Here is a 24,011-nt window from a genome sequence, read left to right as displayed (position 1 = left end):
ACAGGGCGGCGGGCCCTCTCCCGTCTGTCTGCGACACTGGATGAACCATGCCTAAGCCCGGAGAACTCACTTTCGTCGCGCCCCGCGGAGCCAAGAAGCCGCCGCGGCACCTCGCCGACCTCACGCCCGCAGAGCGCAAGGAAGCAGTCGCCGCGATCGGCGAGAAGCCGTTCCGCGCCCAGCAGCTCTCGCAGCACTACTTCGCGCGGTATGCGCACGACCCGGCGGAGTGGACCAACATTCCCGCCGCGTCGCGGGACAGGCTCGCCGAGGCGATGTTCCCCGATCTGATGACCGTGGTCCGGCACATCAGCTGCGACGACGACACCACCCGCAAGACGCTGTGGAAGCTGCACGACGGGACGCTCGTCGAGTCCGTTCTGATGCGCTATCCCGAGCGCGTGACGATGTGCATCTCCTCGCAGGCCGGCTGCGGGATGAACTGCCCGTTCTGCGCGACCGGGCAGGCCGGGCTCGACCGCAATCTGTCGACCGCCGAGATCGTGCACCAGATCGTGGACGGCATGCGGGCGCTGCGCGACGGCAATGTTCCGGGTGGCCCCGCCAGGCTTTCCAACATCGTCTTCATGGGCATGGGCGAGCCGCTGGCCAACTACAAGCGGGTCGTCGGCGCGATCCGCCGGCTGACCGATCCCGAGCCGGACGGTCTCGGGCTCTCGCAGCGCGGGATCACTGTCTCGACCGTGGGTCTGGTTCCGGCCATGCTGCGCTTCGCCGACGAGGGCTTCAAGTGCCGTCTCGCCGTGTCGCTGCATGCCCCGGACGACGAGCTGCGCGACACCCTCGTCCCGGTGAACACCCGCTGGAAGGTCCGCGAGGTGCTGGACGCCTCGTGGGAGTACGCCGAGAAGTCCGGCCGCCGCATCTCCATCGAGTACGCGCTGATCCGTGACATCAACGACCAGGCATGGCGGGGTGACCTGCTCGGCCGGCTCCTCAAGGGCAAGCGGGTGCACGTCAACCTGATCCCGCTGAACCCGACGCCCGGCTCCAAGTGGACCGCCTCGCGGCCCGAGGACGAGAAGGCCTTCGTCGAGGCCATCGCCGCCCATGGCGTACCGGTGACCGTGCGTGACACCCGGGGTCAGGAGATCGACGGGGCCTGCGGGCAGCTGGCCGCCTCCGAGCGCTGAGGCCGGAAATCGCCCGTGTAGCCTGGGGTCGAAATCAACTTCATATTCCGACAGGGGAGCGCCACAGCGCTGAGAGTGCGGCACCAAGGACAGGTTGGCCGCAGACCCTCTGAACCTCGCCCGGGTTATTCCGGGTAGGAAGTTCGGTCATTACTCAAGCTGTTGCGCCCTGCCCGCTTCCGGTTCGTTCCGGCGCGGGCAGGGCCGCGTCTCTTCCTGGTCACTCCAGGAGGAATCACATGAACACCATCACGAAGTACGCGGCGACGGCTCTCGCCGCGGCCCTCGGCGTCACCGCGCTCGCGGGCTGCGGCAGCTCCGACGACGCGGGCGCGGGATCCGGCGGCAGGAAGAGTTCCGGCTCCAGGACCGTGACCCTGGTCAGCCACGACTCCTTCAACGCCTCCGACTCCGTGCTCAAGGAGTTCACCGAGGAGTCCGGCTACACGGTCGAGGTGCTGAAGAGCGGCGACGCCGGTGCCGCGCTCAACCAGGAGATCCTGACCAAGGGCTCTCCGCGTGGCGATGTCTTCTTCGGCGTCGACAACACCCTGCTCTCCCGCGCCCTCGACAACGGCCTGTTCACGCCGTACGAGGCGAAGGGCCTGGACCGGGTCGCGGCCGACACCCGGCTGGACGGCAAGCACCGGGTCACACCGGTCGACACCGGCGACATCTGCGTCAACTACGACAAGAAGTACTTCGCCGACAAGAAGCTCGCGCCGCCGCAGTCCTTCGACGACCTGCTGAAGCCCGCGTACAAGAACCTCCTCGTCACCGAGAACGCCGCGACCTCCTCACCCGGCCTCGGTTTCCTCCTCGGAACCGTTGCCGCCCAGGGCGAGGACGGCTACCAGGACTACTGGAAGAAGCTGAAGAACAACGGGGTCAAGGTCGTCGACGGCTGGGAGCAGGCGTACAACGAGGAGTTCTCCGGCTCCGCGGGCGGAAAGAAGACCAAGGCGGACCGGCCGCTCGTCGTCTCCTACGCCTCCAGCCCGCCGGTCGAGGTGCTGTACGCGAAGCCGCGGCCGGCCGAGGCACCGACCGGGGTCGCCACCGGGACCTGCTTCCGTCAGATCGAGTTCGCCGGGCTGCTGACCGGGGCGAAGAACGAGGCCGGCGGCAAGGCGCTGCTGGACTTCCTGATCAGCAAGACGTTCCAGGAGGACATGCCACTGAACATGTTCGTGAACCCGGTCGCGAAGGACGCGAAGCTGCCGGAGCTCTTCACGAAGTTCGGCGCGAGCGTCGACAAGCCGGCCACCCTGGCGCCGGAGAAGATCGCCAAGAACCGTGAGCAGTGGGTCCAGTCGTGGCACTCGCTCGTCGTGAAGTAGCCAAGCCGGCCGAGGCCCAGCCCCAGCCCCAGCCGCAGTCCCCGTCCACCGTCGCGCGTCCCGGCGGGGCTCGGCGCGGGAACGCGGTACGGCTCGGCCTGATGGCCGTGCCCGTCGCGTTCTTCGCGCTGTTCTTCGCCTACCCCGTGGCCGCGATCGTCGGCCGCGGGCTGAAGGCCGGGGGTACCTGGCAGTTCGGCCGGATCGGTGAGGTACTGGCCCGGCCGGACATCCTGGACGTCCTCTGGTTCACCACCTGGCAGGCGCTCGCCTCGACCGCGCTCACCCTGCTCGTCGCACTGCCCGGCGCCTATGTGTTCGCCCGCTTCGACTTCCCCGGAAAGCAACTGCTGCGGGCGATCGTCACGGTGCCGTTCGTCCTGCCGACCGTGGTCGTCGGTACGGCGTTCCTGGCGCTGCTGGGACGCGGCGGATTCCTGGACGAACTGTGGGGCGTCCGGCTCGACACCACCGTATGGGCGATCCTGCTGGCCCATGTCTTCTTCAACTACGCGGTCGTCGTGCGGACCGTCGGCGGACTCTGGTCGCAGCTCGACCCGCGGCAGGAGGAGGCCGCGCGGGTGCTCGGCGCCGGACGGTTCGCCGCCTGGCGGCGGGTGACGCTGCCCGCGCTGGCGCCCGCCGTCGCCGCCGCCGCGCTGATGGTCTTCCTGTTCACCTTCACCTCCTTCGGCGTCGTACAGATCCTCGGTGGTCCCGCCTACTCCACCCTGGAGGTGGAGATCTACCGGCAGACCGCGCAGCTGCTCGATCTGCCGACGGCCGCCGTGCTGACCCTGGTGCAGTTCGCGGCGGTCGGCGCGATCCTCGGCGTGCACGCCTGGACGGTGCGGCGCCGGGAGACCGCGCTGAAGCTCGTCGACCCCGCGCAGACCGCCCGCCGTCCGCGCGGCGCCGGACAGTGGGCGCTGCTCGGCGGGGTACTGCTGACCGTCCTGCTGCTGATCCTGCTCCCGCTCGGGGTACTGGTGGAGCGCTCGTTCGACGGGCCCGGCGGTTACGGCTTCGGCTACTACCGGGCGCTCCAGTCCGCCGGGGCGAGCGGCTCCACGTTCCTGGTCGCCCCGCTCGAAGCGATCGGGAACTCCCTTCAGTACGCGCTCGTCGCGACCGTCATCGCCCTGGTCGTCGGCGGGCTGGCCGCGGCGGCGCTGACCCGGCGGGCGGGGCGGCTGGTGCGCGGCTTCGACGCGTTGCTGATGCTCCCGCTCGGGGTGTCCGCCGTCACCGTCGGCTTCGGATTCCTGATCACCCTGGACAAGCCGCCGCTCGACCTGCGGACCTCCTGGATCCTGGTGCCACTGGCCCAGGCGCTGGTGGGCGTCCCCTTCGTCGTACGGACCATGCTGCCGGTGCTGCGCGCGGTGGACGGACGGCTGCGCGAGGCGGCGGCGGTGCTCGGCGCCTCTCCGCTGCGGGCCTGGCGCGAAGTTGATCTGCCCCTGGTGCGCAGGGCGGTACTGGTCGCGGCGGGCTTCGCCTTCGCGGTGTCGCTCGGCGAATTCGGGGCGACCGTCTTCATCGCGCGGCCCGACAACCCGACGCTGCCGGTCGCCGTGGCGCGGCTGCTGGGGCGGTCCGGGGAACTGAACTACGGGCAGGCGATGGCCCTCAGCACCATTCTGATGCTCGTGTGCGCGGTGTCGCTGCTGCTCCTCGAACGCATCCGCACCGATCGATCCGGGGAGTTCTGAGTGATGGCTGGGGAGTTCTGCGCATGCTGAGGCTGGAAGCGGCCACGGTCCGGTTCGGGAAGAGGGCCGCCCTGGACACCGTGGATCTGGAGGTCGCCGACCACGAGATCGTGTGTGTGCTCGGGCCGAGCGGCAGCGGGAAGTCCACCCTGCTGCGGGCCGTCGCCGGATTGCAGGCGATGGACGGCGGCAGGGTGCTGCTGGACGGGGCCGACCAGCAGGGGGTACCCGTGCACCGGCGCGGTCTCGGGCTGATGTTCCAGGATCATCAGCTGTTCCCGCACCGTGACGTCGGCGCCAATGTGGGCTTCGGGCTGCGGATGCACGGGTCCGCTCGCGCCGAGACGGACCGCGAGGTGGCGGAACTCCTCGATCTGGTGGGCCTGCCCGGGGCGGAGCGCCGTGCGGTGGCCGCGCTGTCCGGCGGTGAGCAGCAGCGTGTCGCCCTCGCCCGCGCGCTCGCCCCGCGCCCGAAACTGCTGATGCTGGACGAGCCGCTGGGCCAGTTGGACCGCAGTCTGCGCGAACGCCTCGTCGTTGAACTGCGCACGCTGTTCGGCCGCTTGGGCACGACGGTGCTGGCCGTCACCCACGATCAGGGCGAGGCGTTCGCGCTCGCCGACCGGGTCGTGGTCATGCGGGACGGCCGGATCGCCCAGGTGGGTACGCCGTTGGAGGTCTGGCAGCGGCCCGCCTCCGCGTTCGTCGCCCGGTTCCTGGGCTTCGACAACGTGGTGGACGCGACGGTGACCGGCACGGCCGCCGACACGGCGTGGGGCAAGGTGCCGGTGCCCGAGGGTTCGCCCCAGGGCCGGTGCGACCTGCTGGTCCGTCCCGCCGGGGTACGGATCGGCGCCCCGGAGGACGGGTTGCGCTGCACGGTCGGGGTGCGGACGTTCCGCGGGAACCATGTCGCGGTGCGGCTGCGGCCCGACAACGGACCGGAGCTGGAGGCGGAGTGCGCCCTGCGGGACACCCCGCCGGAGGGTGCGGTCGTGGGCGTCGGTTTCGACGCGGCGGAGACGGTGGTCCTGGCCCAGGAGGGGTGACGGACCGCTGCCCCTGCGGGCAGGGGCGGCGTCACGCGGGGCCCGTACCGGCGACGACCAGGCCCAGTTCGTACGCCAGGATCACCGCCTGTGCCCGGTCCCGCAGCTCCATTTTCGTGAAGAGCCGGTTGATATGGGTCTTCACCGTGTGGTCCGTGATGGTGAGCCGTTCGGCGATGTCCCCGTTCGACAGGCCCTGCGCGATCAGCACGAGCACTTCGGCCTCGCGGGCCGTGAGGCCATCGACATCGCGGACCGGGGGAGCGCTGACCCGCTGCCGGGTGAACTCCGCGATGAGCCGTCCGGTGATCTCGGGGGCGAGCAGCGCATGGCCGTCGGCCACCACCCGTACCGCATGGAGCAGTTCGGGAAAGGTCGCGTCCTTCAGCAGGAAGCCGCTCGCCCCCGCGGCCAGTGCGTCGTACACGTACTCGTCCAGGCCGAACGTCGTCAGCATCAGCGCTCTGGTGGCACCTTCCGAGGCGGCGACGATCTCCCGGGCCGCCTCGATACCGTTCAGCCGGGGCATGCGGATGTCCAGCAGCACCAGATCGGGCCGGTGTTCGGCGGCGCTCCGGACGGCCTGCTCCCCGTCCTCGGCCTCGCCCACCACCTCGATGTCCTCCTGCGTGCTCAGCAGATTGGAGAAGGCGGTCCGTACGACCGCCTGGTCGTCGGCCACCAGTACGCGGATCACCACGGCAGTTCCGCCTCCACGAGAAATCCACCGGCCGGACCCCGGCCGGTGGTGAGCCGGCCGCCGAGCAGGGCGGCCCGCTCGCCCATGCCCACCAGACCATGGCCGTTGCCGCCGTTGCCGCCGTTGGGCGTTGCCGGGACGGGGCCCGGTCCGTCGTCACTGACCCGGACCGTCAGCAGGCCCGGCCGGTAGCCGATCTCCACGACCGCGTGGGCCCCCGGCGCGTGACGGCGGGCGTTCGTCAGGGCCTCCTGTGCGATCCGGTACGCCGACAGCTCCCAGGAGGCGGGCAGGGGTATCGCCTCTCCGCTGATGTGCAGTTCGGCCGTGCCCCCCACCGCGCGGTGCTGGTCCAGCAGCTCGCCGATGCCGGCCAGCGACGGCTGCGGCGCGGTCAGCGCGGCGGTCGCCTTCTCCGTCCGCAGCACCCCCAGCAGCCTGCGCAGCTCCGTCATCGAGGACCGGGCCGTCCCGGCGATCTGCTGAAAGGCGTCGCGGGCCTGCGGGGAGAGATCCGGTGTCGTGTACGTCGCGCTCTCGGCCTGCACCGCGATCATCGAGACCGAGTGGGCGACCATGTCGTGCAACTCCCGGGCGATGGCGGCCCGTTCCGCCTCGGCCGCCTGGCGCCGCTCCATCGCCAGCAGCCGGGACTGGGCGGCGGCCCGTTCGTGCCGCGTCTCCTCGCGGGCCCGGACCGCGTCCCCCATGCTCACCGCCCCCAGGATCGCCACCGTCAGCGCCAGCGTCTCGGCGTACAGCCCGAGGCTGAAGCGGTCGCTGCCCTGGAGCGCGGGCAGCCCCGGGGAGCCGGCGCGCGCCCAGCGGTCGATGTGGACGAGATTGACGGTGAGGGAGGCCAGCGCCCCGCCGAGCACGAGCAGCGCCGGATGCTGCACACGGTGCCGCCCCAGGGTGTAGCAGCCGATCAGCGCACCGGCCACCGTCGCGTACGCCATGTTGCCGTCGGTCGCGAAACTGAGCAGCGCCGCACCGACCGTCAGGAGGCCGACGGCGGGCCGGGAACCGCGCCACATCAGCGACGCCGTGCAGACCAGCACGCCGAAGGAGGTGATGGCCGAGCCCGGCACGACGGCCAGCTCCCCCAGCGCGAAGAGCGTCAGCGCGGCTCCGGTCAGCCACGGGTACGCGGGCGCCGCCGACCAGCGGCGCACCCGCTGCCGAACCCGGTCCCGGGCTCGCTGCCGTACCCGCGGGGAAGGGGCGCGGGCCGTGGGCGGGTGCGGGGCCGGGGCGGCGGGGGTCGTGCGGCTCATACGGTGATTCTTCGGCACCACCGGGTGGAGACGCATCGGAGCACGGGTGGAAATCCCCGTCCCGTCTCATGCCACGGGTTGAGTCCGAAGACCGGATGGTGGTGTGACGCCCGGTGACCAGGCCGTTCCTAGCCTCGGATGCATGGGCGCAGCAGCATTCTTCATGGGGGTCGACCGGGGCCGGTCCGGTGCACGGAGCCGTGCTCGGCCGCAGAGCCATGTCCGTACACGGCGTTGGGCGCGTGCCGGGATCGGGGTGTGCGACGGTCCCGGGTGGTGGACGTTCTGTGCCGTCGCGGCCCTGGGGCTCGCGGCCTTCTCCGCACTCACCCCCCACCGCGTCTGGGGAGTGACGAGCGCCGCCGGATATCTGACCGCGGCCTGGTTCTGCGCCCGTGGCCGCGGCGTCCGGACGGTCGTCGCGGTGGCCGCGACCGGCTCCGCGGTCCTGCCGCTGCTGGTGCTTCTCGTCCTGGGCCGCGCACAGCTGGAGGTCGAGGTCGTCGCTCGCTCGGCGGGCCTCCTGCTGTCGGAGGGAACCCCGTACCGCGCGCTGCCCATAGTGGTGGAGGACTTCAACCCGTATCTCCCCGGCATGGCGGTCTTCGGTCTGCCGCAAGCGCTGCTCGGGGCGTCGCCGGCCACTGATCCCCGACTGTGGATGGGCGCCGCCTTCATCGGCGCGTTCGCGCTCGCCCTCCCGGCGGGGCGGGGGCGGTGGCCGTACGTGGGGTGGCTCGCCGCCTGTCCACTGGTCGCCCTGCCGCTCGCCGTCGGCGGCGTCGACCTGCCCGTCGCGGGGCTGATGTGTCTCGGGCTCGCGCAGGCGGGGCGGGGCAGGTCCGGGCGGGCCGGGCTGGTGCTCGGTCTGGCCGCCGCCCTCAAATGGACGGCCTGGCCCGCCCTGCCGGTCGCCGTGGTGCTCCTGGCGGTGATGCGCCGGGAACCGGGTGCGCACCGGGAACCCGTCATACGCGGGGCGGGCGCCACGCGGCGGACACCCGGCACGCGCCAGGGACCCGCTGCGCGCAGGGCACCGGGAGCGGGACCGTTCGCCGCTCTGCGCTGCGGGGCCGTCGCGGTGGTCACCGCCGTGGTGCTCGTCCTCCCGGCAGCCCTCCGCGATCCCGGCGCCTTCCACGCGCATGTGGTCGCCTTCCCGCTCGGCCTCACCGACGCGGTTTCCAGCGCGGCCAGTCCTCTGCCGGGCCATCTGCTCGCCACCTACGTGCCGGGAGGCCGGACCCTCGCCGTCCTGCTGCTCGCCGCGAGCGCCCTGCTGGTGTGCGTCTGTCTGCTCGTACGCCCCCCGAGGACAGCGCCCGCCGCCGCGCTGCGGCTCGCGCTCGGGCTGCTGCTGGCCATCGCGTTCATGCCGGCCACCCGCTTCGGGTACCTCGTGCACCCGCTGGTCCTCGCCGTGTGGGCGGCCGATCGCACCATGCCCCTCCGCGCCACGCTCCTGCACACCGCGCGCCTCCGCACCACCGCCATGCGCCCGCGCACCACCGTGATCCGCCCCCGCACCACCGTGATCCGCTCCCGCACCACCGTGATCCGCCCCCGCACCACCACCGCGCCCCTCCACCGGCCCGTACGAAAGGCCCTTCGTTGACCCGTCGCCGCACTCTTGTCGTCACCAACGACTTCCCGCCGCGCCAGGGCGGCATAGAGACCTTCGTCCACGCCATGACCAGCCGCTTTCCCGTCGACTCCGTTGTCGTCCACACCTCCGCCGAACCCGGCTCCGCCGCCCACGACGCGGCCCTCCCGTACCCGGTGATCCGCGATCCGGCCCGGATGCTGCTGCCCACCGCCCGCGTCGCCGCCCGGTCCGTCGAGCTCGCCCGCCGCCACGGCTGCGACAGCGTGTGGTTCGGGGCAGCCGCCCCGCTCGGCCTGATGGCGGACCGGCTGCGCCGTGGGGCCGGGGTGCGGCGGGCCGTCGCCACCACCCACGGCCATGAGGTGTGGTGGGCCCGCACGCCGGGCGCCCGCTCCTTGCTGCGCCTGATCGGGGCCCGCACCGATGCCCTGACCTACCTCGGCGCGGCCACCCGGGCACCGATCGCCGCCGCGCTCGGCCCCGCCGCCGCCGGCCGGATGGTGCGCCTCGCGCCGGGCGTCGACCCCGAGGTGTTCCGGGTACGTCAGGGGGAGCGGCACGGCCCCGGCAGCGTCCGGGAACGCTACGGGCTGGGCGACCGTCCGGTGATCCTGTGCGCCGCCAGGCTCGTCCCGCGCAAGGGCCAGGACACGTTGATCCGGGCCCTGCCCGCCGTGCGGCGGGCGGTTCCCGGAGCCGTACTCCTGCTGACCGGAGACGGACCGTACGCCCGCACCCTGCACCGTCTGGCCGGGGCCGTCGGGGTCGGGGACGCCGTGATCATGGCGGGCGGGCAGCCCCACGCGGCGATGCCGGACCACTACGCGGCCGCCGACGTCTTCGCGATGCCCTGCCGTACGCGCCGCCGCGGCCTGGAGGTCGAAGGGCTCGGCATCGTCTTCCTGGAAGCCGCCGCCGCGGGGCTGCCCGTCCTCGTCGGCGATTCGGGTGGTGCGCCGGACACCGTGCGCGACGGGGAGACGGGGCATCTTGTCGACGGCAGGGACATCCCGGCCGTGGCCGCCCGGCTCGTCGGTCTGCTGCGGGACCGCGAGGCCGCGACGGCGATGGGGGAGAAGGGCCGGGCCTGGGTGCGCGAGGAGTGGGGGTGGGACCAGGCCTACGACACGCTCGCGGCGCTCCTTCATTCGTAACCAGCGGCGACCGAGTGTGACCGAATGTGATCACCTCGGCCCTCCATAACCGCCCTCACCGCTCCATACCCCTGTAGGGCCACGCATCGCCACGAGCTACGAGCCACGAGCAGTGAGCAGTGAGCAGTGAGCCCCGAGCAGTGAACGCCTGCCTGTCGCGACAGGCAGGCGTGCGCCATGCAAGCTGGAGGCGGTACCTCGTGGGCGCGCCCGAGCTCCACGGGTAGCGGAGTGACTTCGGAAGGACCGCGACCATGAGCGACTCGGCCCGCGAGGGCATCGACATCACCCGCGTCTTCGAGGCTCCGAGGGAACGCGTCTTCGAGGCGTGGACGACCCCCGAGGACTTTGCGGCCTGGTACGGCGCGGACGCGGAGGTGCCACTCGACCGGGTGTCGATGGATGTCCGGCCCGGCGGCGCCTGGAGCCTGGTCATCGTGGTGCCGGGCACCGAGATGCCCTTCCACGGGGTCTACCGCGAGGTGATCGCCCCCGAGCGCCTGGTCTTCACGCTCAAGGACGCCACGGCACCCGCCGACATCGAGGGCGAAGTCGTGACCGCCACCTTCACCGAGCTCGGCGACCGGTCGACCGAGGTGGTCTTCCAGCAGCGCGGCGGCAATCTCACGGCGGAGCAGTACGCGGCGGCGGAGGACGGCTGGGAGGCGTTCTTCGACACGCTGGCCCACCACTTGGTGCTCTGACGGCGCCGGCCGGCGGCGCCCGGCGGCCGTGTGCTCCGACGCCGGTGGCCGCTGTGCCGCGGCGCTCGTGTGCTCCGAGCCGCCGACCGCTGTGCCCCGGTGCCGGTGTGCTCCGGCGTCGACGGCCGCTGCACCCGGCACCGCGGTCGCAGCGGCCGGACGGGCCGGGCTTCCGGTTCGTCAGCCGGTCCGGCGCCAGCGGCGCCTCCTCCACCGTGTCGACCAGCGCGATCCGGGACTCCACCGCCCGGCCCGCGGCCGGCGCGCGCAGCAGGGGCCGGGCGGGCAGCCTGTCCGTCCAGTGGGCCCGCCCGACCAGCACCATCGGGGTCGGGGCGGCATACGATTCGTAGGAGTTCGTGGTGGCGTTGTCGAAGATCTCCCGCACGGTCCCGGCCCGCCCGGCAGGAAGATCACCCCGGCGGTGGAGCGGGCGAGCAGACCGTCCTCCCGCAGTGCGTTGGCGAAGTACTTGCCGATGTGGTCGGCGAAGGCGTTCGGCGGTTCGTGACCGTAGAACCAGGTGGGGATCGAGACCGAGCCGCCGCCGTCGGGCCAGCGTTCCCGCACGGCGAACGCGGCCAGCGCCCAGTCGGTGACCGACGGGGTGAACGAGGGTACGGCGGCGAGGAGTTCGCCCGCCTCCTGCAACATCGGGTCCGGGTGCGGTGCCGCGTACGCGCCCAGGTTCGCCGCCTCCATGGCTCCCGGACCGCCGCCCGTCGCGACGGTCAGCCCGCTGCGGGCGAGGGTGCGGCCGAGCCGGGCCGCCGCCGCGTACGCCCCGGAGCCGCGCGCTGTCGCATGGCCGCCCATGACACCGACCACCCGCGCCCCGGTGAGGAACTCGTCCAGCGCGTCGGAGACCGCGTCGTCGTGGAGCGCGCGGAGCATCGAGGCGAAGGTGTCGCCGTCCGCCTTCGTCCGCCGGAACCAGTGGTACGCGCGGGCGTCCGGCGTCGCCCCGTAGCCGCCGGACGTCAGGCCCTCGTAGAGCGCGCCGGGGGAGTAGAGGACGCCGCGGTACGGGTCGAAGGGCAGCCCCGGCACCGGGGGGAACACGAATGCCCCCGTCCCTCCGCACCTTCGCCGCCGCGTCGGGCCGCATCCGGCAGCCGAGGAAGACGGCGCCCCTGGTGTCGAGGGCCAGCAGCGCCGCGCTGCGGCCGGTCAGGTCGACGGACTGGACGCGATGCCCGGCGAGGGTGCCACCGGTGACCGCGGAGTCGAACGCGGCGAGCGACTCGATCTCGACGCCGCGCCCGGGAACACGGCGCCCGTCGCCCGCGGCATCGCCGTCCGGCGGGTCGCCGTCCCGCACATCGCGGTGCTGCGCGTCACCGCCGTCCGGCGCACCGCCCGGCACACCGCCGGACCGGACGCCGTCGCCCCGGTCACCGCCGTCCGGCGCACCGCCCCGCACACCGCCGGACCGGACACCGTCGTCCTCGCCCGTCACGGGTCAGCTCGTCAGCGGCAGTGCTGCCAGCTCCGCGATCACCCAGGTCAGCGGGGCGAACACGATCAGCAGCGTCCCCGCGCGCAGCGCGGTCGCGGATCGCAGTACCGAGGCCGGGGCACCCATCCTGAGCAGCGCGTCGGCCGTCCGGGCGCGGGCCTGTTTGGCCTCCAGCGCCGAAGTCAGCAGGGTCGCCGTCGTGCAGCCGAGGACGAGGACCGCCCCGAGTGCGGTCAGCGGGCCGAAGGAGTGCGGGCCCGACCCGTACAGCGTCGCGGCCGCGATCACCGCGGAGAGCACCGCGCAGACGACACCGAGCGGACGGCCGATCCGGCGCGCCTCGTCCATCAGGACCCGGCCCGCCAGCAGGCGTACGGCGCCGGGGCGCACCGCCTGGAGCAGCCGCCCGCAGAGGTGGGTGAGCCCGGGTCCGGCCATGGCCAGGCCGATCGCGGTGAGGGTCCAGCCCGCCAGGACCGCGGCCGGGGTGGAGTCGAGCCTGCCGGGCAGCGGGAACGCGCTGCCTGCCGAGCCCCGGCTCGTGTACGCCTCGACCGCGAGCCCGGCGGCCGTCAGCGCCACGCCCCACGGCAGCCCGGCGGGCGTCGGCGCCGGGTCCGGGGCCTCCGGTGCCTCGAACGCCTCGAAGGTCTCGGGTGTCGTCGCCGACGGCCGGGCCCGCAGTGCCAGCGCACTCGCCGTCGCCGAGGCCACCGGTACCAGGGCCAGCAGCGTGAGCGCGGCGGCGAGCGGCAACGGGGCTTCCGCGCCGAGGAGTTCCGCGGCGCCGCCGTCGAACGGGAGCCCCGTCAGATCCCCGCGCAGGTGCAGGAAGAGGAGCAGGGCCACCATCGAGCCGAGCATGGTGGACACGGCCGTCGAGACCGCGGCGAGCACGGAGAGCTTGACCGGGCCGAGGCCGACGGCGGAGAGACCGGAGCGCGGGCGGGTGCTCGGGTCCGTACGGGCCACCGCGACCGCGAACTGCACGGCGGCCACCAACGGTACGAAGCACCACAGCAGCCGGAGCACCGAGGCGGCGGCGTGCGCCGGGTGCCCGGAGGCGTACCCCAGGGTGCACAGCAGCAGGAAGCCGACCCCGGCCGACGCGGCGGCGACCAGCAGCCGCCGCACCAGCACCAGCGGATGGGTACCGCGGGTCAGACGGAGAGCGAGCACGCCGAGCGGCCTTCCGTATCCGATACGGCGGGCAGAGTGACGGTGGCGACGCGGCGGCCGTCCAGCAGCGGGACGATGCGGTCGGCGAGGTGGGCGATCTCGATGTCGTGGGTGGCCAGGACGACCGTGATGCCGTGCGAGCGGGCAGCCGTGGTGAGGGTGCGCAGGAGCTGGGTGCGGTCGGCCCGGTGCAGCGTCGCGGTCGGCTCGTCGGCGAAGATCACGGACGGTGACGCCGCCAGGGCCCGAGCGACGGAGATCCGCTGGCGCTGCGCCTGGAGCAGGGCGTGCGGGCGCTTCTTGGCGACGACGCCGATGTCGAGGCGGTCCAGCCACTCCAGCGCGGTCTTCTTGGCCGCCCGGTGCGGGACGCCGCGCAGCAGCAGCGGGAGGGCCGCGTTCTCCCAGGTGGTCAGCTCGGGGACGAGCTGGGGGTCAGAGGCGATCCAGCCGAAGCGGTCGCGCCGCAGCCGCTCGCGAAGCCTGGGGCCCATGGTGTGCACGGGGACGCTGTTGAACCACACCTCGCCCTGCTGGGGCACCAGCTGACCGGAGAGGCAGCGCAGCAGGGTCGACTTCCCGCTGCCGCGCGGGCCGGTCACGGCCAGGACCTCGCCGTCGCGGATGCCGAGGGAGACACCGCCGAGGCCGGGCGAGCCGTTGTGGGAGTGGTGCAGGGAACGCGCCCAGATCACGTCGTTGTCCGGCGGGGCCACCATGGCGTACACCTCGGTTCAGATCAGTTTTCCCGTTCCCCCGTACGGGGGAACGAAGACGCGGCCGATCGGTCACTGGGCACCGTAGGTAGTCGGACCGGGGTGTGCGCACAGCACGCGGCCCGGATGCGCCGCTTCTCACTCGAAAGGGCTCATCCGGGCCGCGTGGACCGTATGAAATGACCGCCGGATGATGATCATCCGGTGGGCGTGGCGTCGGTCAGAGCTTCGTCCACGCCTCCGTCAGGACGGCCCTCAGGACGCCCTCGATCTCGTCGAACGTCGACTGGTCGGAGATCAGCGGCGGCGCGAGCTGGATGACCGGGTCGCCGCGGTCGTCGGCCCGGCAGTACAGACCGTTGTCGTACAGCGCCTTGGAGAGGAAGCCGTACAGGACGCGCTCGGTCTCCTCGTCGGTGAAGGTCTCCTTGGTGACCTTGTCCTTCACGAGCTCGATGCCGTAGAAGAAGCCGTTGCCGCGGACGTCGCCGACGATCGGCAGGTCGTGCAGCTTCTGCAGCGTCGTCAGGAACGCGTTCTCGTTGTCCAGGACGTGCTGGTTGAGGCCCTCGCGCTCGAAGATGTCGAGGTTGGCGAGGCCGACCGCGGCGGAGACCGGGTGCCCGCCGAAGGTGTAGCCGTGCAGGAAGGTGTTGCCGCCCTGGTAGAACGGCTCCGCGATCCGGTCCGAGACGATGCAGGCCCCTATCGGGGAGTACCCGGAGGTCATGCCCTTGGCGCAGGTGATCATGTCCGGCACGTAGCCGAACTTGTCGCAGGCGAACATCGTGCCGAGCCGGCCGAAGGCGCAGATGACCTCGTCGGAGACGAGCAGCACGTCGTACTTGTCGCAGATCTCGCGGACCCGCTGGAAGTATCCGGGCGGCGGCGGGAAGCAGCCGCCGGCATTCTGTACGGGCTCCAGGAACACCGCGGCGACGGTCTCCGGGCCCTCGAAGAGGATCTCCTGCTCGATCTGGTCGGCGGCCCAGCGGCCGAAGGCCACCGGGTCGTCACCGAAGAGCGGGGCGCGGTAGATGTTGGTGTTCGGCACCTTGTGCGCGCCGGGGACCAGCGGCTCGAAGGGGGCCTTCAGGGCCGGCAGGCCGGTGATCGACAGGGCGCCCTGCGGAGTGCCGTGGTAGGCGACGGCGCGCGAGATGACCTTGTACTTGGTCGGCTTGCCCTGGAGCTTGAAGTACTGCTTGGCCAGCTTCCAGGCGGTCTCGACGGCCTCGCCGCCACCGGTGGTGAAGAAGACCTTGTTGAGGTCGCCCGGCGCGTAGTCGGCCAGCCGCTCGGCCAGCTCGACGGCCTTCGGGTGGGCGTAGGACCACACCGGGAAGAAGGCCAGCTCCTGCGCCTGCTTGTACGCCGCCTCGGCGAGCTCGTGACGGCCGTGACCGGCGTTGACCACGAACAGGCCGGAGAGGCCGTCGAGGTACCGCTTGCCCTGGTCGTCGTAGATGTAGGTGCCCTCACCCCGCACGATGGTGGGAACGGGGGCGTTCTCGTAGTCCGACATGCGGGTGAAGTGCATCCACAGGTGGTCGTACGCGGTTCGGCTGAGGTCCTTGCTCACGGCTATCGGGTTCCCCACATATAGGTCTGCTTCTTGAGCTTGAGGTAGACGAAGCTCTCGGTGGAGCGAACGCCGGGTATGGCCCGGATGCGCTTGTTGATCGTCTCCAGCAGGTGGTCGTCGTCCTCACAGACGATCTCCACCATCAGGTCGAACGAGCCCGCGGTCATCACCACGTACTCGCACTCGGCCATGGCCGACAGGGCTTCTGCCACGGGGTCGAGGTCGCCCTCGACGTTGATGCCGACCATCGCCTGCCGCCGCAGGCCCACGGTGAGCGGGTCCGTGACGGCGACAATCTGCATCACGCCCTGATCGAGCAGCTTCTGGACGCGCTGGCGTACGGCGGCTTCGGAGAGGCCGACGGCCTTGCCGATCGCGGCGTACGGACGACGCCCGTCCTCCTGGAGCTGCTCGATGATCGCGAGGGAGACGGCATCGACCGCTGGGGACGATCCGTTCCCTGTCCTGGAGTCTGCGCTGCGACTGGCCACGAACTCACTCTGCACCGAGACTCGTCTGTCTCGCAACCCCAAATCGATGAAATTCGTTGTTTGAGGGTCTGGATCTCACTGAATCCGAAGTTCCCGGCGGGTGGGTATGTCGAAAGCGTCACCGGAACGATTAGGGTGGACATCTCACCCATCGGACAGCCGACAGGAGGGGTGGTTGTGACCACCGAGGTGCGCCGTCTGCGCAACTACATCAACGGAGAGTTCCGGGACGCCGCGGACGGGCGGACCATTGATGTGGTCAACCCGGTGACGGAAGAGGTCTACGCGACCTCCCCGCTCTCCGGTCAGGCCGATGTCGATGCCGCCATGGACGCCGCTGCCGCCGCGTTCCCCGCCTGGCGTGACGTCACGCCCGCGGAGCGCCAGAAGGCCCTGCTGAAGATCGCGGACGCCTTCGAGGAGCGGGCCGAGGACCTGATCGCGGCCGAGTCGGAGAACACCGGCAAGCCGCTGGAGCTCACCCGTACCGAAGAAGTCCCGCCGATGGTGGACCAGATCCGCTTCTTCGCGGGTGCCGCCCGGATGCTCGAAGGCCGCTCGGCCGGCGAGTACATGGAGGGCCTCACCTCCATCGTCCGGCGTGAGCCGGTCGGGGTCTGCGCGCAGGTGGCGCCGTGGAACTACCCGATGATGATGGCCGTGTGGAAGTTCGCCCCGGCGCTCGCCGCGGGCAACACCGTCGTCATCAAGCCGTCCGACACCACCCCGGCGTCGACCGTGCTGATCGCCGAGATCATCGGCCAGATCCTCCCCAAGGGCGTCTTCAACGTCATCTGCGGCGACCGGGACACCGGCCGTGCGATGGTCGAGCACCCGACCCCGGCGATGGCCTCCATCACCGGTTCGGTACGGGCCGGCATGCAGGTCGCCGAGTCCGCGGCCAAGGACGTCAAGCGCGTCCACCTGGAGCTCGGTGGCAAGGCGCCCGCCGTGGTCTTCGAGGACAGCGACATCGCCAAGGCCGTCGAGGGCATCTCCGGCGCGGGCTACTTCAATGCGGGCCAGGACTGTACGGCCGCGACCCGCGTGCTGGTCCACGAGTCCATCCACGACGAGTTCGTCACCGCGCTCGCCAAGGCCGCCGCCGACACGAAGACCGGGCAGCCGGACGACGAGGACGTGCTGTACGGCCCGCTGAACAACGCCAACCAACTGAAGCAGGTCAGCGGCTTCATCGAGCGCCTCCCCGCGCACGCCAAGGTCGAGGCCGGTGGCCACCGGGTCGGCGAGAAGGGCTACTTCTACGCCCCGACCGTCGTCTCCGGACTCAAGCAGGACGACGAGATCATCCAGAACGAGGTCTTCGGCCCGGTCATCACGGTCCAGTCGTTCACCGACGAGGCCCAGGCCCTGGAGTACGCGAACGGCGTCGAGTACGCGCTGGCGTCCTCGGTGTGGACCAAGGACCACTCCCGCGCGATGCGGATGTCCAAGAACCTCGACTTCGGCTGCGTGTGGATCAACACCCACATCCCGCTCGTCGCCGAGATGCCGCACGGCGGGTTCAAGAAGTCCGGATACGGCAAGGACCTCTCCGCGTACGGCTTCGAGGACTACACCCGGATCAAGCACGTCATGACGTCGCTCGACTGAGATCGTCCGGCCCGGGTGCCCGACCGGCGTCGCCCGACCGGCGTCGTCGGCCGGGCGACGCCCGTCGCTCAGCGGGCATCGCAGTGGTGGTTACGGCCCCGGGCTCCGGCCCGGGGCCGTTTCGCGTCCCGTGGCGGCCGGGTGCCCGCACCATCGACAGGGTGTGCGGACCGGGTGGGTGGCGCTGGACGGTTGGTCCATTGCCCGCCGCGCCCCCGACCGGCATCCTGCGCAGGTGCGAGCGATCCCGAACAACCCCATGTCCCGCCGTTCCCTGCTGCGCGCCCTCGGGGCGGGGGCGGCCGGTGCCACGCTGGCGGGCTGCGGAGTGCCCGCCGCCTATGTGGAGCCGGGGGACCGGGCCGGACGCGACAGCTCGCGGCGCGACCGTTCCCTGCACTTCGCCAACTGGCCGCTCTACATCGACACCGACGACGAGAACGAGTCGAAGCGGCCCACCCTCGACGCGTTCACCCGGCGGACCGGGATCTCCGTCACGTACACCGAGGAGATCAACGACAACGACGAGTTCTTCGGGAAGATCAGTCCGGCGCTGATGAACCACCAGCGGACCGGCCGGGACCTGATCGTCATCAGCGACTGGATGGCCGCCCGCTTCGTACGTCTGGGCTGGGTGCAGGAGATGGACCGGGCGAGGCAGCCCAATGTCGCCAAGTACCTCGACCCGCAGTTGCGTTCGCCCGCGTTCGACGAAGGCCGGCGGCACAGTGTTCCGTGGCAGTCCGGGATCACCGGCATCGCGTACAACCGCGAGAAGCTCGGCCGCGAGATCCGGCACACGGGCGAGCTGTGGGCGGACGACCTGCGGGGGAAGGTGACGCTGCTGTCCGGGCTGGACGAGTCGTTCGCGCTGCTGATGCAGGGCAACGGGGTCGACATCACCCGCTGGACGGCCGACGACTTCCATCTGATGTGCGAGCAGGTGGAGAAGCGGGTGAAGTCCCGGCACATCCGCCGCTTCACCGGCAACGACTACATCAAGGACCTGGCCACCGGCGATGTGCTCGCCTGTCAGGCGTACTCCGGCGATGTCATCCAGCTCCAGGCCGACAACCCGGAGATCGAGTTCGTGGTGCCCGAGGAGGGTGCCGAGCTCTGGTCGGAATCGCTGATGATCCCCAACCTCGCCGAGCACAAGCGCAATGCGGAGAAGCTGGTCGACTTCTACTACCGGCCGGAGGTCGCGGCCGAACTGGCCACCTGGGTCAACTACGTCTGCCCGGTCCCGGCCGCCCGGGAGATCCTGGCCTCCGCCAAGGACGAGGAGACGGCCGCGCTCGCCGAGGACCCGCTCGTCTTCCCCGACGACGCGATGCGCCAACGGCTGGCGATCGCCCGCGACATCACGTCCGAGGAGCGCACCGGCTTCGCCAAGAAGTGGAACTCCATCGTCGGGCTGTGAGTGGGCCGGACCGGTTTTTGAACACGTTCATGATGGGCGTACGCTGCGGACATGAGCGAGCGAGCCCTCTTGCGGCGCATCCGCGTGTGGTTGGTCATCTTCCTCGTCTGTCTGGTGCTGAGCGGGCTGACCGCCTTCCCGCTCGTCACCGAACTCCGCTGGGCCGAGGACGTCCTGGCCTCCTCGCCCGTGCCCGAGCATCTGCCGTCCCTGATGGAGTGGATCACCCGGGTCGGGGAAGGGCTCGACGCGGCCGACGCGTCGTACCCCTTCGTCCTGTACGGCACCGACTGGCTGGCCTTCGCCCACCTCGTCATCGCGGTCGCGTTCTACGGCCCCTACCGTGACCCGGTCCGCAACATCTGGGTGATCGAGTTCGGCATGATCGCCTGCGCGGGGATCATCCCGCTCGCCCTGATCTGCGGGCCCCTCCGGGACATCCCCGTCTGGTGGACGGTGATCGACATGTCCTTCGGCGTCTTCGGAGTGATCCCGCTGCTGCTTCTGCGCCGCCTGATCAAACGGCTGGAAGCGGCGACGGATGCGGCAGCGGGGGCGGCGGGGGAGGTGACGGGCGGATCGCCGTCCGGGCCGTCGGCGCCCGCCCCGGCGGTCTGAGCCATCCCCGGACGGCGGCGGTCACGGGCCCCGGCCGGCCGCCGTCCGGGGCCTTTGCCCAGCGGTGGTCCGGATCACCCGGCCGACGGCGGGCCGAAGGCCGCCACCACGAGCTTCATCGCCGTGGCGTTCGCGTCCTGCCCCTTCGCGTCCGTCGCGTTGACGCTGTAGACCAGGGTCCGGGACAGATCACGCGTGGCCGCCAGCACGGAGTTGTAGCCCCAGCGGCCCCCCGTCTTCCCCCAGACCTGGCGCCCGCCCAGCGTCATCACGGAAAGCCCCGCGCTGTACTGGGCGGGCTTCCCCGATCGGTGGTCGCGCACCGACGGGTCCGGCAGCGTGAACATCTCCTCCAGCAGCGGCCCGCGCACCACCTGCCCCCGGAACAGGGCCTTCGTGAAGCGCTCCAGATCGGCGGTGGTCGAGATGATGTCCCCCGCCGCCCACCCGTCGGTCGCCCCCCACACCGACACGTCCCGCAGCTCCGTACCGCCGCCGGGCTTCTCGAAGACCTGGTAGCCGCGGTTGTGGGGGCCCTGGATACGGGGGTCGGTCCCCGGGTAGGAGGTGGAGCGCAGCCCGAGCGGGCGCAGGATGCGCGCGCCGACCTGGTCCGCGTACGCGTCGCCGGTGACCTTCTCGATCAGCAGCCCCAGCACGGTGTAGTTGATGTTGAGGTAGTGCTGGCTGCGGCCCGGCGCGAACTCCCGCTCCTCCGCGGTGGCGGAGGCGACCATTTCGCGCGGGGTGTGCAGGTCGAAGCGGTGCGCGTACCACTCCTCGACGGTGTCGCCCGGCAGGTCGGCGGCCGGGATGCCGCTGGTGTGGTTGAGGAGCTGGCCCACGGTGACCTGCCCGTACCGTGCCGGGATCAGGTCCGGGAGGTAGTGCCGGGCCGTGCGGTCCAGGGCGATGGCGCCCTCGCCCGCCAGCTGGAGGACCGTGGCCGCCGTGAACACCTTGGTCACCGACCCGGCCCGGAAGCGGGCGTCGGGGTCGGCGGGGCGGCCGGAGACCAGATCGTGCACGCCCGCGCTGCCCCGCCAGCGGCCGTCGCTGCCGCCGACCCGCACGAGCGCGGCGGTGGCGTCGGCACTCGGCAGCCCGGCGATCGCCGCGCGCAGCGCGTCGGCGTCCGGGGCGTCGTGCGGGCGGGCCGCGGCGGACGCGGTGGTCGGGGCGGTGGAGGTGCTTGCGAACGCCGGTGCGGCCAAGGTGCTCGCGAACGCCGGGGCGGCCGGGCCGGACATGATGCCGAGAACCAGGGCCGCGGCGAGGAGTGCGCGGGTGTGGGTACGGGGGTGCATCAGGTGCCTCCGAGGGGCGTGAAGTCCGTAACTGCTCGATGGCTCCATCCTGTTGACCCGCGGGCCCCGGCGGATCACCGGAGCGGGCGGTCCTCGCCCCGTGATCTCCTCGCCTGTGCGGGGGAGGAGAGCGCGGCCTCTCCCTCCGGCGAGGGAGCGACGAGCCCCGTCTCGTACGCGCAGATGACCGCCTGGATCCGGTCCCGCAGGCCCAGCTTGGACAGCACGTTGCCCACATGCGTCTTCACCGTGTGCTCGCTGACCACGAGCGCGGCCGCTATCTCCGCGTTGGACAGACCGCGGGCCAGATGCAGCAGGGTCTCCCGCTCCCGGGCGGTCAGCACCTCCAGCCGCTGCGGGGACGGTGCGCCGGAGGCGGTCACGGGCGGTCGGGCCGTGTACTCGGCGATCAGCCGGCGTGCCACCGACGGGGCCAGCAACGAGTCACCGGCCGACACCACCCGCACCGCGTGCACCAGGTCGTCCCGGCGGACGTCCTTCAGCAGAAAGCCGCTCGCGCCCGCGTGCAGGGACTCATAGACATACTCGTCCGCGTCGAACGTGGTCAGCATGACCGTCCGGCACGCGCTCTGCGCGCTGATCGCCCGGCACGCCTCGATGCCGTCCATGACGGGCATCCGGATGTCCAGCAGCGCCACGTCGGGCCGCAGCCGCCGCACCGCGGCGAGAGCCCGCTCACCGTCACCGGCCTCCGCGACCACCTCGATGTCCGGCTGCGCGTCCAGGATCATCGCGAAGCCGCTGCGCACCAGCTCCTGGTCGTCGGCCACCACCACGCGGATCGTCAACTTCCCACCTCCGACAGGGACGTTACTAGGGGAAGAGTGACCCGGACGCGGAAGCCCCGGCCCTCGGTGAGGGGGCCGGCCGCGGCCGTCCCGCCGTGGGCGGCGGCCCGTTCCCGGATGCCGACCAGCCCGTGCCCGGCGCCGGTACCGGCAGCGGTGTCCGGACCCGGACCCGGACCCACGGCCGGACCCGAGTCCGCGTTCGCGTCCGATTGCGTTCCGGAGCTTGTGCCGCGTCCGTCGTCCGTGATGGTGATGGTCAACGTATCGGTCCCATAAGCCAGTTGTACGTGTACGGAGTCGGCGTGGGCGTGCCGGACCACATTCGTCAGCGCCTCCTGCACGATCCGGTGGACCGTCGCCTCGGTGTCCGGCCCGAGCGGTCGCGCCCGCCCGGTCGTCGTGCACGCGACCCGCGGACCGCTCGCCCGTACCCGTTCCAGCAGCCCCGGCAGCTCCGCCAGCGTGGGCTGCGGCGAGCGGGGCGGGTCCACGGGCCCGGAGCCGTCCTCGCGCAGTACGCCGAGCATCCGCCGCAACTGCGTCATCGCGTCCCGCCCGGTCTCCGAGATGGCGTCGAACGCCGCCTCCGCGCGTTCCGGGGCGGTGCGCACCGCCACCGGGCCCGCTTCCGCCTGCACGATCATCAGGCTCACCGCATGGGACAGGATGTCGTGCATCTCCCGTGCGATCCGGGCCCGTTCGCGGGCCGCCGCCCGCTCCGCCTCGATCCGGTGGGTCAGCTCCAGCTGCCGGGCCCGGTCCTCCATCGCGCGGATGTACGCCTTGCGGGTGTGGGTGAACCGTCCGAAGGCGTACGCCGCGGCGAACACGAACAGGGAGAAGAGCAGTTCCCTGGCCTCACCCGTGTTCCACGCGACCGACGGGAACACCGCCGCGCCGACCAGCACCGCGACCGCGAGCCGCCGGGGCGGCGAACACAGCTCGGCCACCGTGTAGAACGTCACCAGACCCGTGTACGGCAAGGGCTGGCCCGGACCGTCGACCGTGAACTTGTACAGCGCACCGGCCGCGAGCACCGCGATCAGCACGGTGACCGGTGCACGCCGCCGGGCCACCAGCGGCAGCACGGTCAGGGTCGTCAGGCCGTACGAGGCCCAGGTGGCGGCCGGCAGGGCGGCGGAGCGCGGCACCACGAACGGCATGGTCACGGCGGCCTGCACCAGCAGTGCGACGCCGATGTCGGTGGCCCACGGCCCCCGCGGGCGCCACCGGACCCCACGTATCGGCATCAGGGCTTCCGGGCCACCGCGCCGAACTGGGCCACCTCGGGCGCCTCGGTCTCCTCGTCGGCGCGCCAGCGCGAGCAGGACACGATGCCCGGCTCCAGGATCTCCAGGCCGTCCAGGAACGCGGCGAACTCGGCGCGGCTGCGGGCGGTGATCGGCGGGGTGGCGTTCTCGTTCCAGAAGCGCATCGCCGCCTCGTTGCCCTCGCCGCCCAGTTCCAGTGTGGGGTGGGTGAGCACCAGATAGCTGCCCGAGGGCACCGCGGCCATCAGTTCGCGCACGATGGTCAGCGCCTCGTCCGTGTCCAGGACGAAGTTCAGGATGCCGAGCATCATCACCGCGACCGGCCGGCTCAGGTCCAGCGTCGGTTCGACGGCCCGGACGATCCGCTCCGGGTGGTGGGCGTCCGCGTCGATGTACTCGGTGACGCCCTCGGGCGAGCTGGTGAGCAGGGCCCGCGCGTGGGCCAGCACGATCGGGTCGTTGTCGACGTACACGACGCGTGAGTGCGGCGCGGTGTGCTGGGCGATCTCATGGGTGTTGTTGAAGGTCGGCAGACCGGTACCGATGTCCAGGAACTGGCTGATGCCCACGTCACCGGCCAGGTGCCGCACGGCCCGGCCGAGGAACGCCCGGTCGGCGCGGGCCACTTCGCCGATGCTGGGGTACATGCCGGTGACCTGCGCGCCGACCGCCCGGTCGACGGGGTAGTTGTCCTTGCCGCCCAGCCAGTAGTTCCACACCCGGGCGTTGTGGGCGATGTCGGAACGGACGCGGGCGGGGACGGAGTGCTGGCCGGGGTCGGTCACGTCTGCTCCTCTGGTGCCGGGCGGGGCATCACGGGCGATGCGGGCACCGCCC

19 protein-coding genes and 2 pseudogenes are annotated in these 24,011 nt (G+C 71.8%); 10 read left to right on the top strand and 11 right to left on the bottom strand.

Annotated features, from left to right (window positions below):
• Positions 1–47: 47 nt before the first annotated feature.
• The 4 genes from rlmN to A6A29_RS35090 all read left to right on the top strand — a co-directional run bounded on the left by rlmN (position 48) and on the right by A6A29_RS35090 (position 5,258).
• Positions 48–1,154: a 23S rRNA (adenine(2503)-C(2))-methyltransferase RlmN gene (rlmN, locus tag A6A29_RS35105; protein ID WP_073726818.1), complete on the top strand. Its 1,107-nt coding sequence runs from the start codon at positions 48–50 to the stop codon at positions 1,152–1,154.
• A gap of 239 nt (positions 1,155–1,393) precedes the next feature.
• The gene (locus A6A29_RS35100) at positions 1,394–2,494 is read left to right on the top strand and encodes a thiamine ABC transporter substrate-binding protein (protein WP_073726816.1); all 1,101 of its coding nucleotides are present in this window, start codon (positions 1,394–1,396) and stop codon (positions 2,492–2,494) included.
• 101 nt (positions 2,495–2,595) lie between these two features.
• Positions 2,596–4,209 carry an ABC transporter permease gene (locus A6A29_RS35095; protein ID WP_073726814.1) on the top strand — a complete coding sequence of 538 codons (1,614 nt, stop codon included), beginning with the start codon at positions 2,596–2,598 and terminating at the stop codon, positions 4,207–4,209.
• 23 nt (positions 4,210–4,232) lie between these two features.
• Positions 4,233–5,258, top strand: coding sequence for an ABC transporter ATP-binding protein (locus A6A29_RS35090; protein WP_073726812.1), 1,026 nt, complete (start codon positions 4,233–4,235; stop codon positions 5,256–5,258).
• 31 nt (positions 5,259–5,289) lie between these two features.
• Here A6A29_RS35090 and A6A29_RS35085 read toward each other — a convergent pair whose 3' ends face one another.
• Both A6A29_RS35085 and A6A29_RS35080 read right to left on the bottom strand, forming a co-directional pair.
• Positions 5,290–5,958: a response regulator gene (locus A6A29_RS35085; RefSeq protein ID WP_073726810.1), complete on the bottom strand. Its 669-nt coding sequence runs from the start codon at positions 5,956–5,958 to the stop codon at positions 5,290–5,292.
• On the bottom strand, positions 5,952–7,235 hold the full coding sequence (locus tag A6A29_RS35080; protein WP_079183171.1) for a sensor histidine kinase: 1,284 nt from the start codon (positions 7,233–7,235) through the stop codon (positions 5,952–5,954). Before A6A29_RS35080 ends, A6A29_RS35085 begins: the two co-directional genes overlap by 7 nt.
• A 142-nt stretch (positions 7,236–7,377) precedes the next feature.
• On the opposite strand from A6A29_RS35080, the gene A6A29_RS35075 reads away from it, so the two are divergent.
• From A6A29_RS35075 to A6A29_RS35065, 3 genes are all read left to right on the top strand, one after another.
• Positions 7,378–8,850: a glycosyltransferase 87 family protein gene (locus A6A29_RS35075; RefSeq protein WP_241838769.1), complete on the top strand. Its 1,473-nt coding sequence runs from the start codon at positions 7,378–7,380 to the stop codon at positions 8,848–8,850.
• Positions 8,847–9,995: a glycosyltransferase family 4 protein gene (locus A6A29_RS35070; RefSeq protein ID WP_073726806.1), complete on the top strand. Its 1,149-nt coding sequence runs from the start codon at positions 8,847–8,849 to the stop codon at positions 9,993–9,995. The genes A6A29_RS35075 and A6A29_RS35070 overlap by 4 nt, the downstream gene beginning before the upstream one ends.
• A 254-nt stretch (positions 9,996–10,249) precedes the next feature.
• Positions 10,250–10,699, top strand: coding sequence for an SRPBCC family protein (locus A6A29_RS35065; protein WP_073726804.1), 450 nt, complete (start codon positions 10,250–10,252; stop codon positions 10,697–10,699).
• A 178-nt stretch (positions 10,700–10,877) separates the two neighbouring features.
• Here A6A29_RS35065 and A6A29_RS35060 read toward each other — a convergent pair.
• The 5 genes and pseudogenes from A6A29_RS35060 to A6A29_RS35040 all read right to left on the bottom strand — a co-directional run.
• A pseudogene (locus tag A6A29_RS35060) lies at positions 10,878–11,948 on the bottom strand (LOG family protein); the annotation flags it as partial.
• A 213-nt stretch (positions 11,949–12,161) separates the two neighbouring features.
• Entirely contained in the window at positions 12,162–13,337 is a 1,176-nt protein-coding gene (locus A6A29_RS35055) for a hypothetical protein (RefSeq protein ID WP_073726802.1), read from the bottom strand.
• Positions 13,319–13,972, bottom strand: a pseudogene (locus tag A6A29_RS35050) (ABC transporter ATP-binding protein); the annotation flags it as partial. The pseudogene A6A29_RS35050 and the gene A6A29_RS35055, both read right to left, overlap by 19 nt.
• A gap of 301 nt (positions 13,973–14,273) precedes the next feature.
• Positions 14,274–15,653 (bottom strand): aspartate aminotransferase family protein, encoded by a 1,380-nt coding sequence (locus A6A29_RS35045; RefSeq protein WP_073726800.1) that lies wholly within the window; start codon positions 15,651–15,653, stop codon positions 14,274–14,276.
• Complete coding sequence (locus tag A6A29_RS35040; protein WP_187281839.1) at positions 15,638–16,129, bottom strand: Lrp/AsnC family transcriptional regulator; 492 nt, start codon at positions 16,127–16,129, stop codon at positions 15,638–15,640. Before A6A29_RS35040 ends, A6A29_RS35045 begins: the two co-directional genes overlap by 16 nt.
• A gap of 177 nt (positions 16,130–16,306) precedes the next feature.
• Here A6A29_RS35040 and A6A29_RS35035 point away from each other — a divergent pair, with 177 nt between their 5' ends.
• From A6A29_RS35035 to A6A29_RS35025, 3 genes are all read left to right on the top strand, one after another.
• Positions 16,307–17,743 (top strand): gamma-aminobutyraldehyde dehydrogenase, encoded by a 1,437-nt coding sequence (locus A6A29_RS35035; RefSeq protein ID WP_073726796.1) that lies wholly within the window; start codon positions 16,307–16,309, stop codon positions 17,741–17,743.
• A 259-nt stretch (positions 17,744–18,002) separates the two neighbouring features.
• A complete protein-coding gene (locus A6A29_RS35030) occupies positions 18,003–19,166 on the top strand; it encodes a polyamine ABC transporter substrate-binding protein (RefSeq protein ID WP_073726794.1) in 1,164 nt (387 codons plus the stop codon).
• Between the two features lie 51 nt (positions 19,167–19,217).
• On the top strand, positions 19,218–19,784 hold the full coding sequence (locus A6A29_RS35025; protein WP_073726792.1) for a hypothetical protein: 567 nt from the start codon (positions 19,218–19,220) through the stop codon (positions 19,782–19,784).
• 74 nt (positions 19,785–19,858) lie between these two features.
• On the opposite strand, the gene A6A29_RS35020 is transcribed toward A6A29_RS35025, so the two are convergent.
• The 4 genes from A6A29_RS35020 to A6A29_RS35005 form a co-directional block, all read right to left on the bottom strand.
• Positions 19,859–21,091: a serine hydrolase domain-containing protein gene (locus A6A29_RS35020; protein WP_073726790.1), complete on the bottom strand. Its 1,233-nt coding sequence runs from the start codon at positions 21,089–21,091 to the stop codon at positions 19,859–19,861.
• A 74-nt stretch (positions 21,092–21,165) separates the two neighbouring features.
• Entirely contained in the window at positions 21,166–21,900 is a 735-nt protein-coding gene (locus A6A29_RS35015; protein WP_073726788.1) for a response regulator, read from the bottom strand.
• Complete coding sequence (locus A6A29_RS35010) at positions 21,897–23,153, bottom strand: sensor histidine kinase (RefSeq protein ID WP_073726786.1); 1,257 nt, start codon at positions 23,151–23,153, stop codon at positions 21,897–21,899. Before A6A29_RS35010 ends, A6A29_RS35015 begins: the two co-directional genes overlap by 4 nt.
• Positions 23,153–23,959, bottom strand: a complete 807-nt coding sequence (locus A6A29_RS35005) for an SAM-dependent methyltransferase (RefSeq protein ID WP_073726784.1) — start codon at positions 23,957–23,959, stop codon at positions 23,153–23,155. Before A6A29_RS35005 ends, A6A29_RS35010 begins: the two co-directional genes overlap by 1 nt.
• Positions 23,960–24,011: the final 52 nt, after the last annotated feature.

Source organism: Streptomyces sp. TSRI0281, assembly GCF_001905125.1.
Lineage (GTDB): Bacteria > Actinomycetota > Actinomycetes > Streptomycetales > Streptomycetaceae > Streptomyces.
The sequence above is the reverse complement of the archived record's forward strand: the minus strand, read 5'-3'. Positions and strand labels throughout refer to the sequence as shown.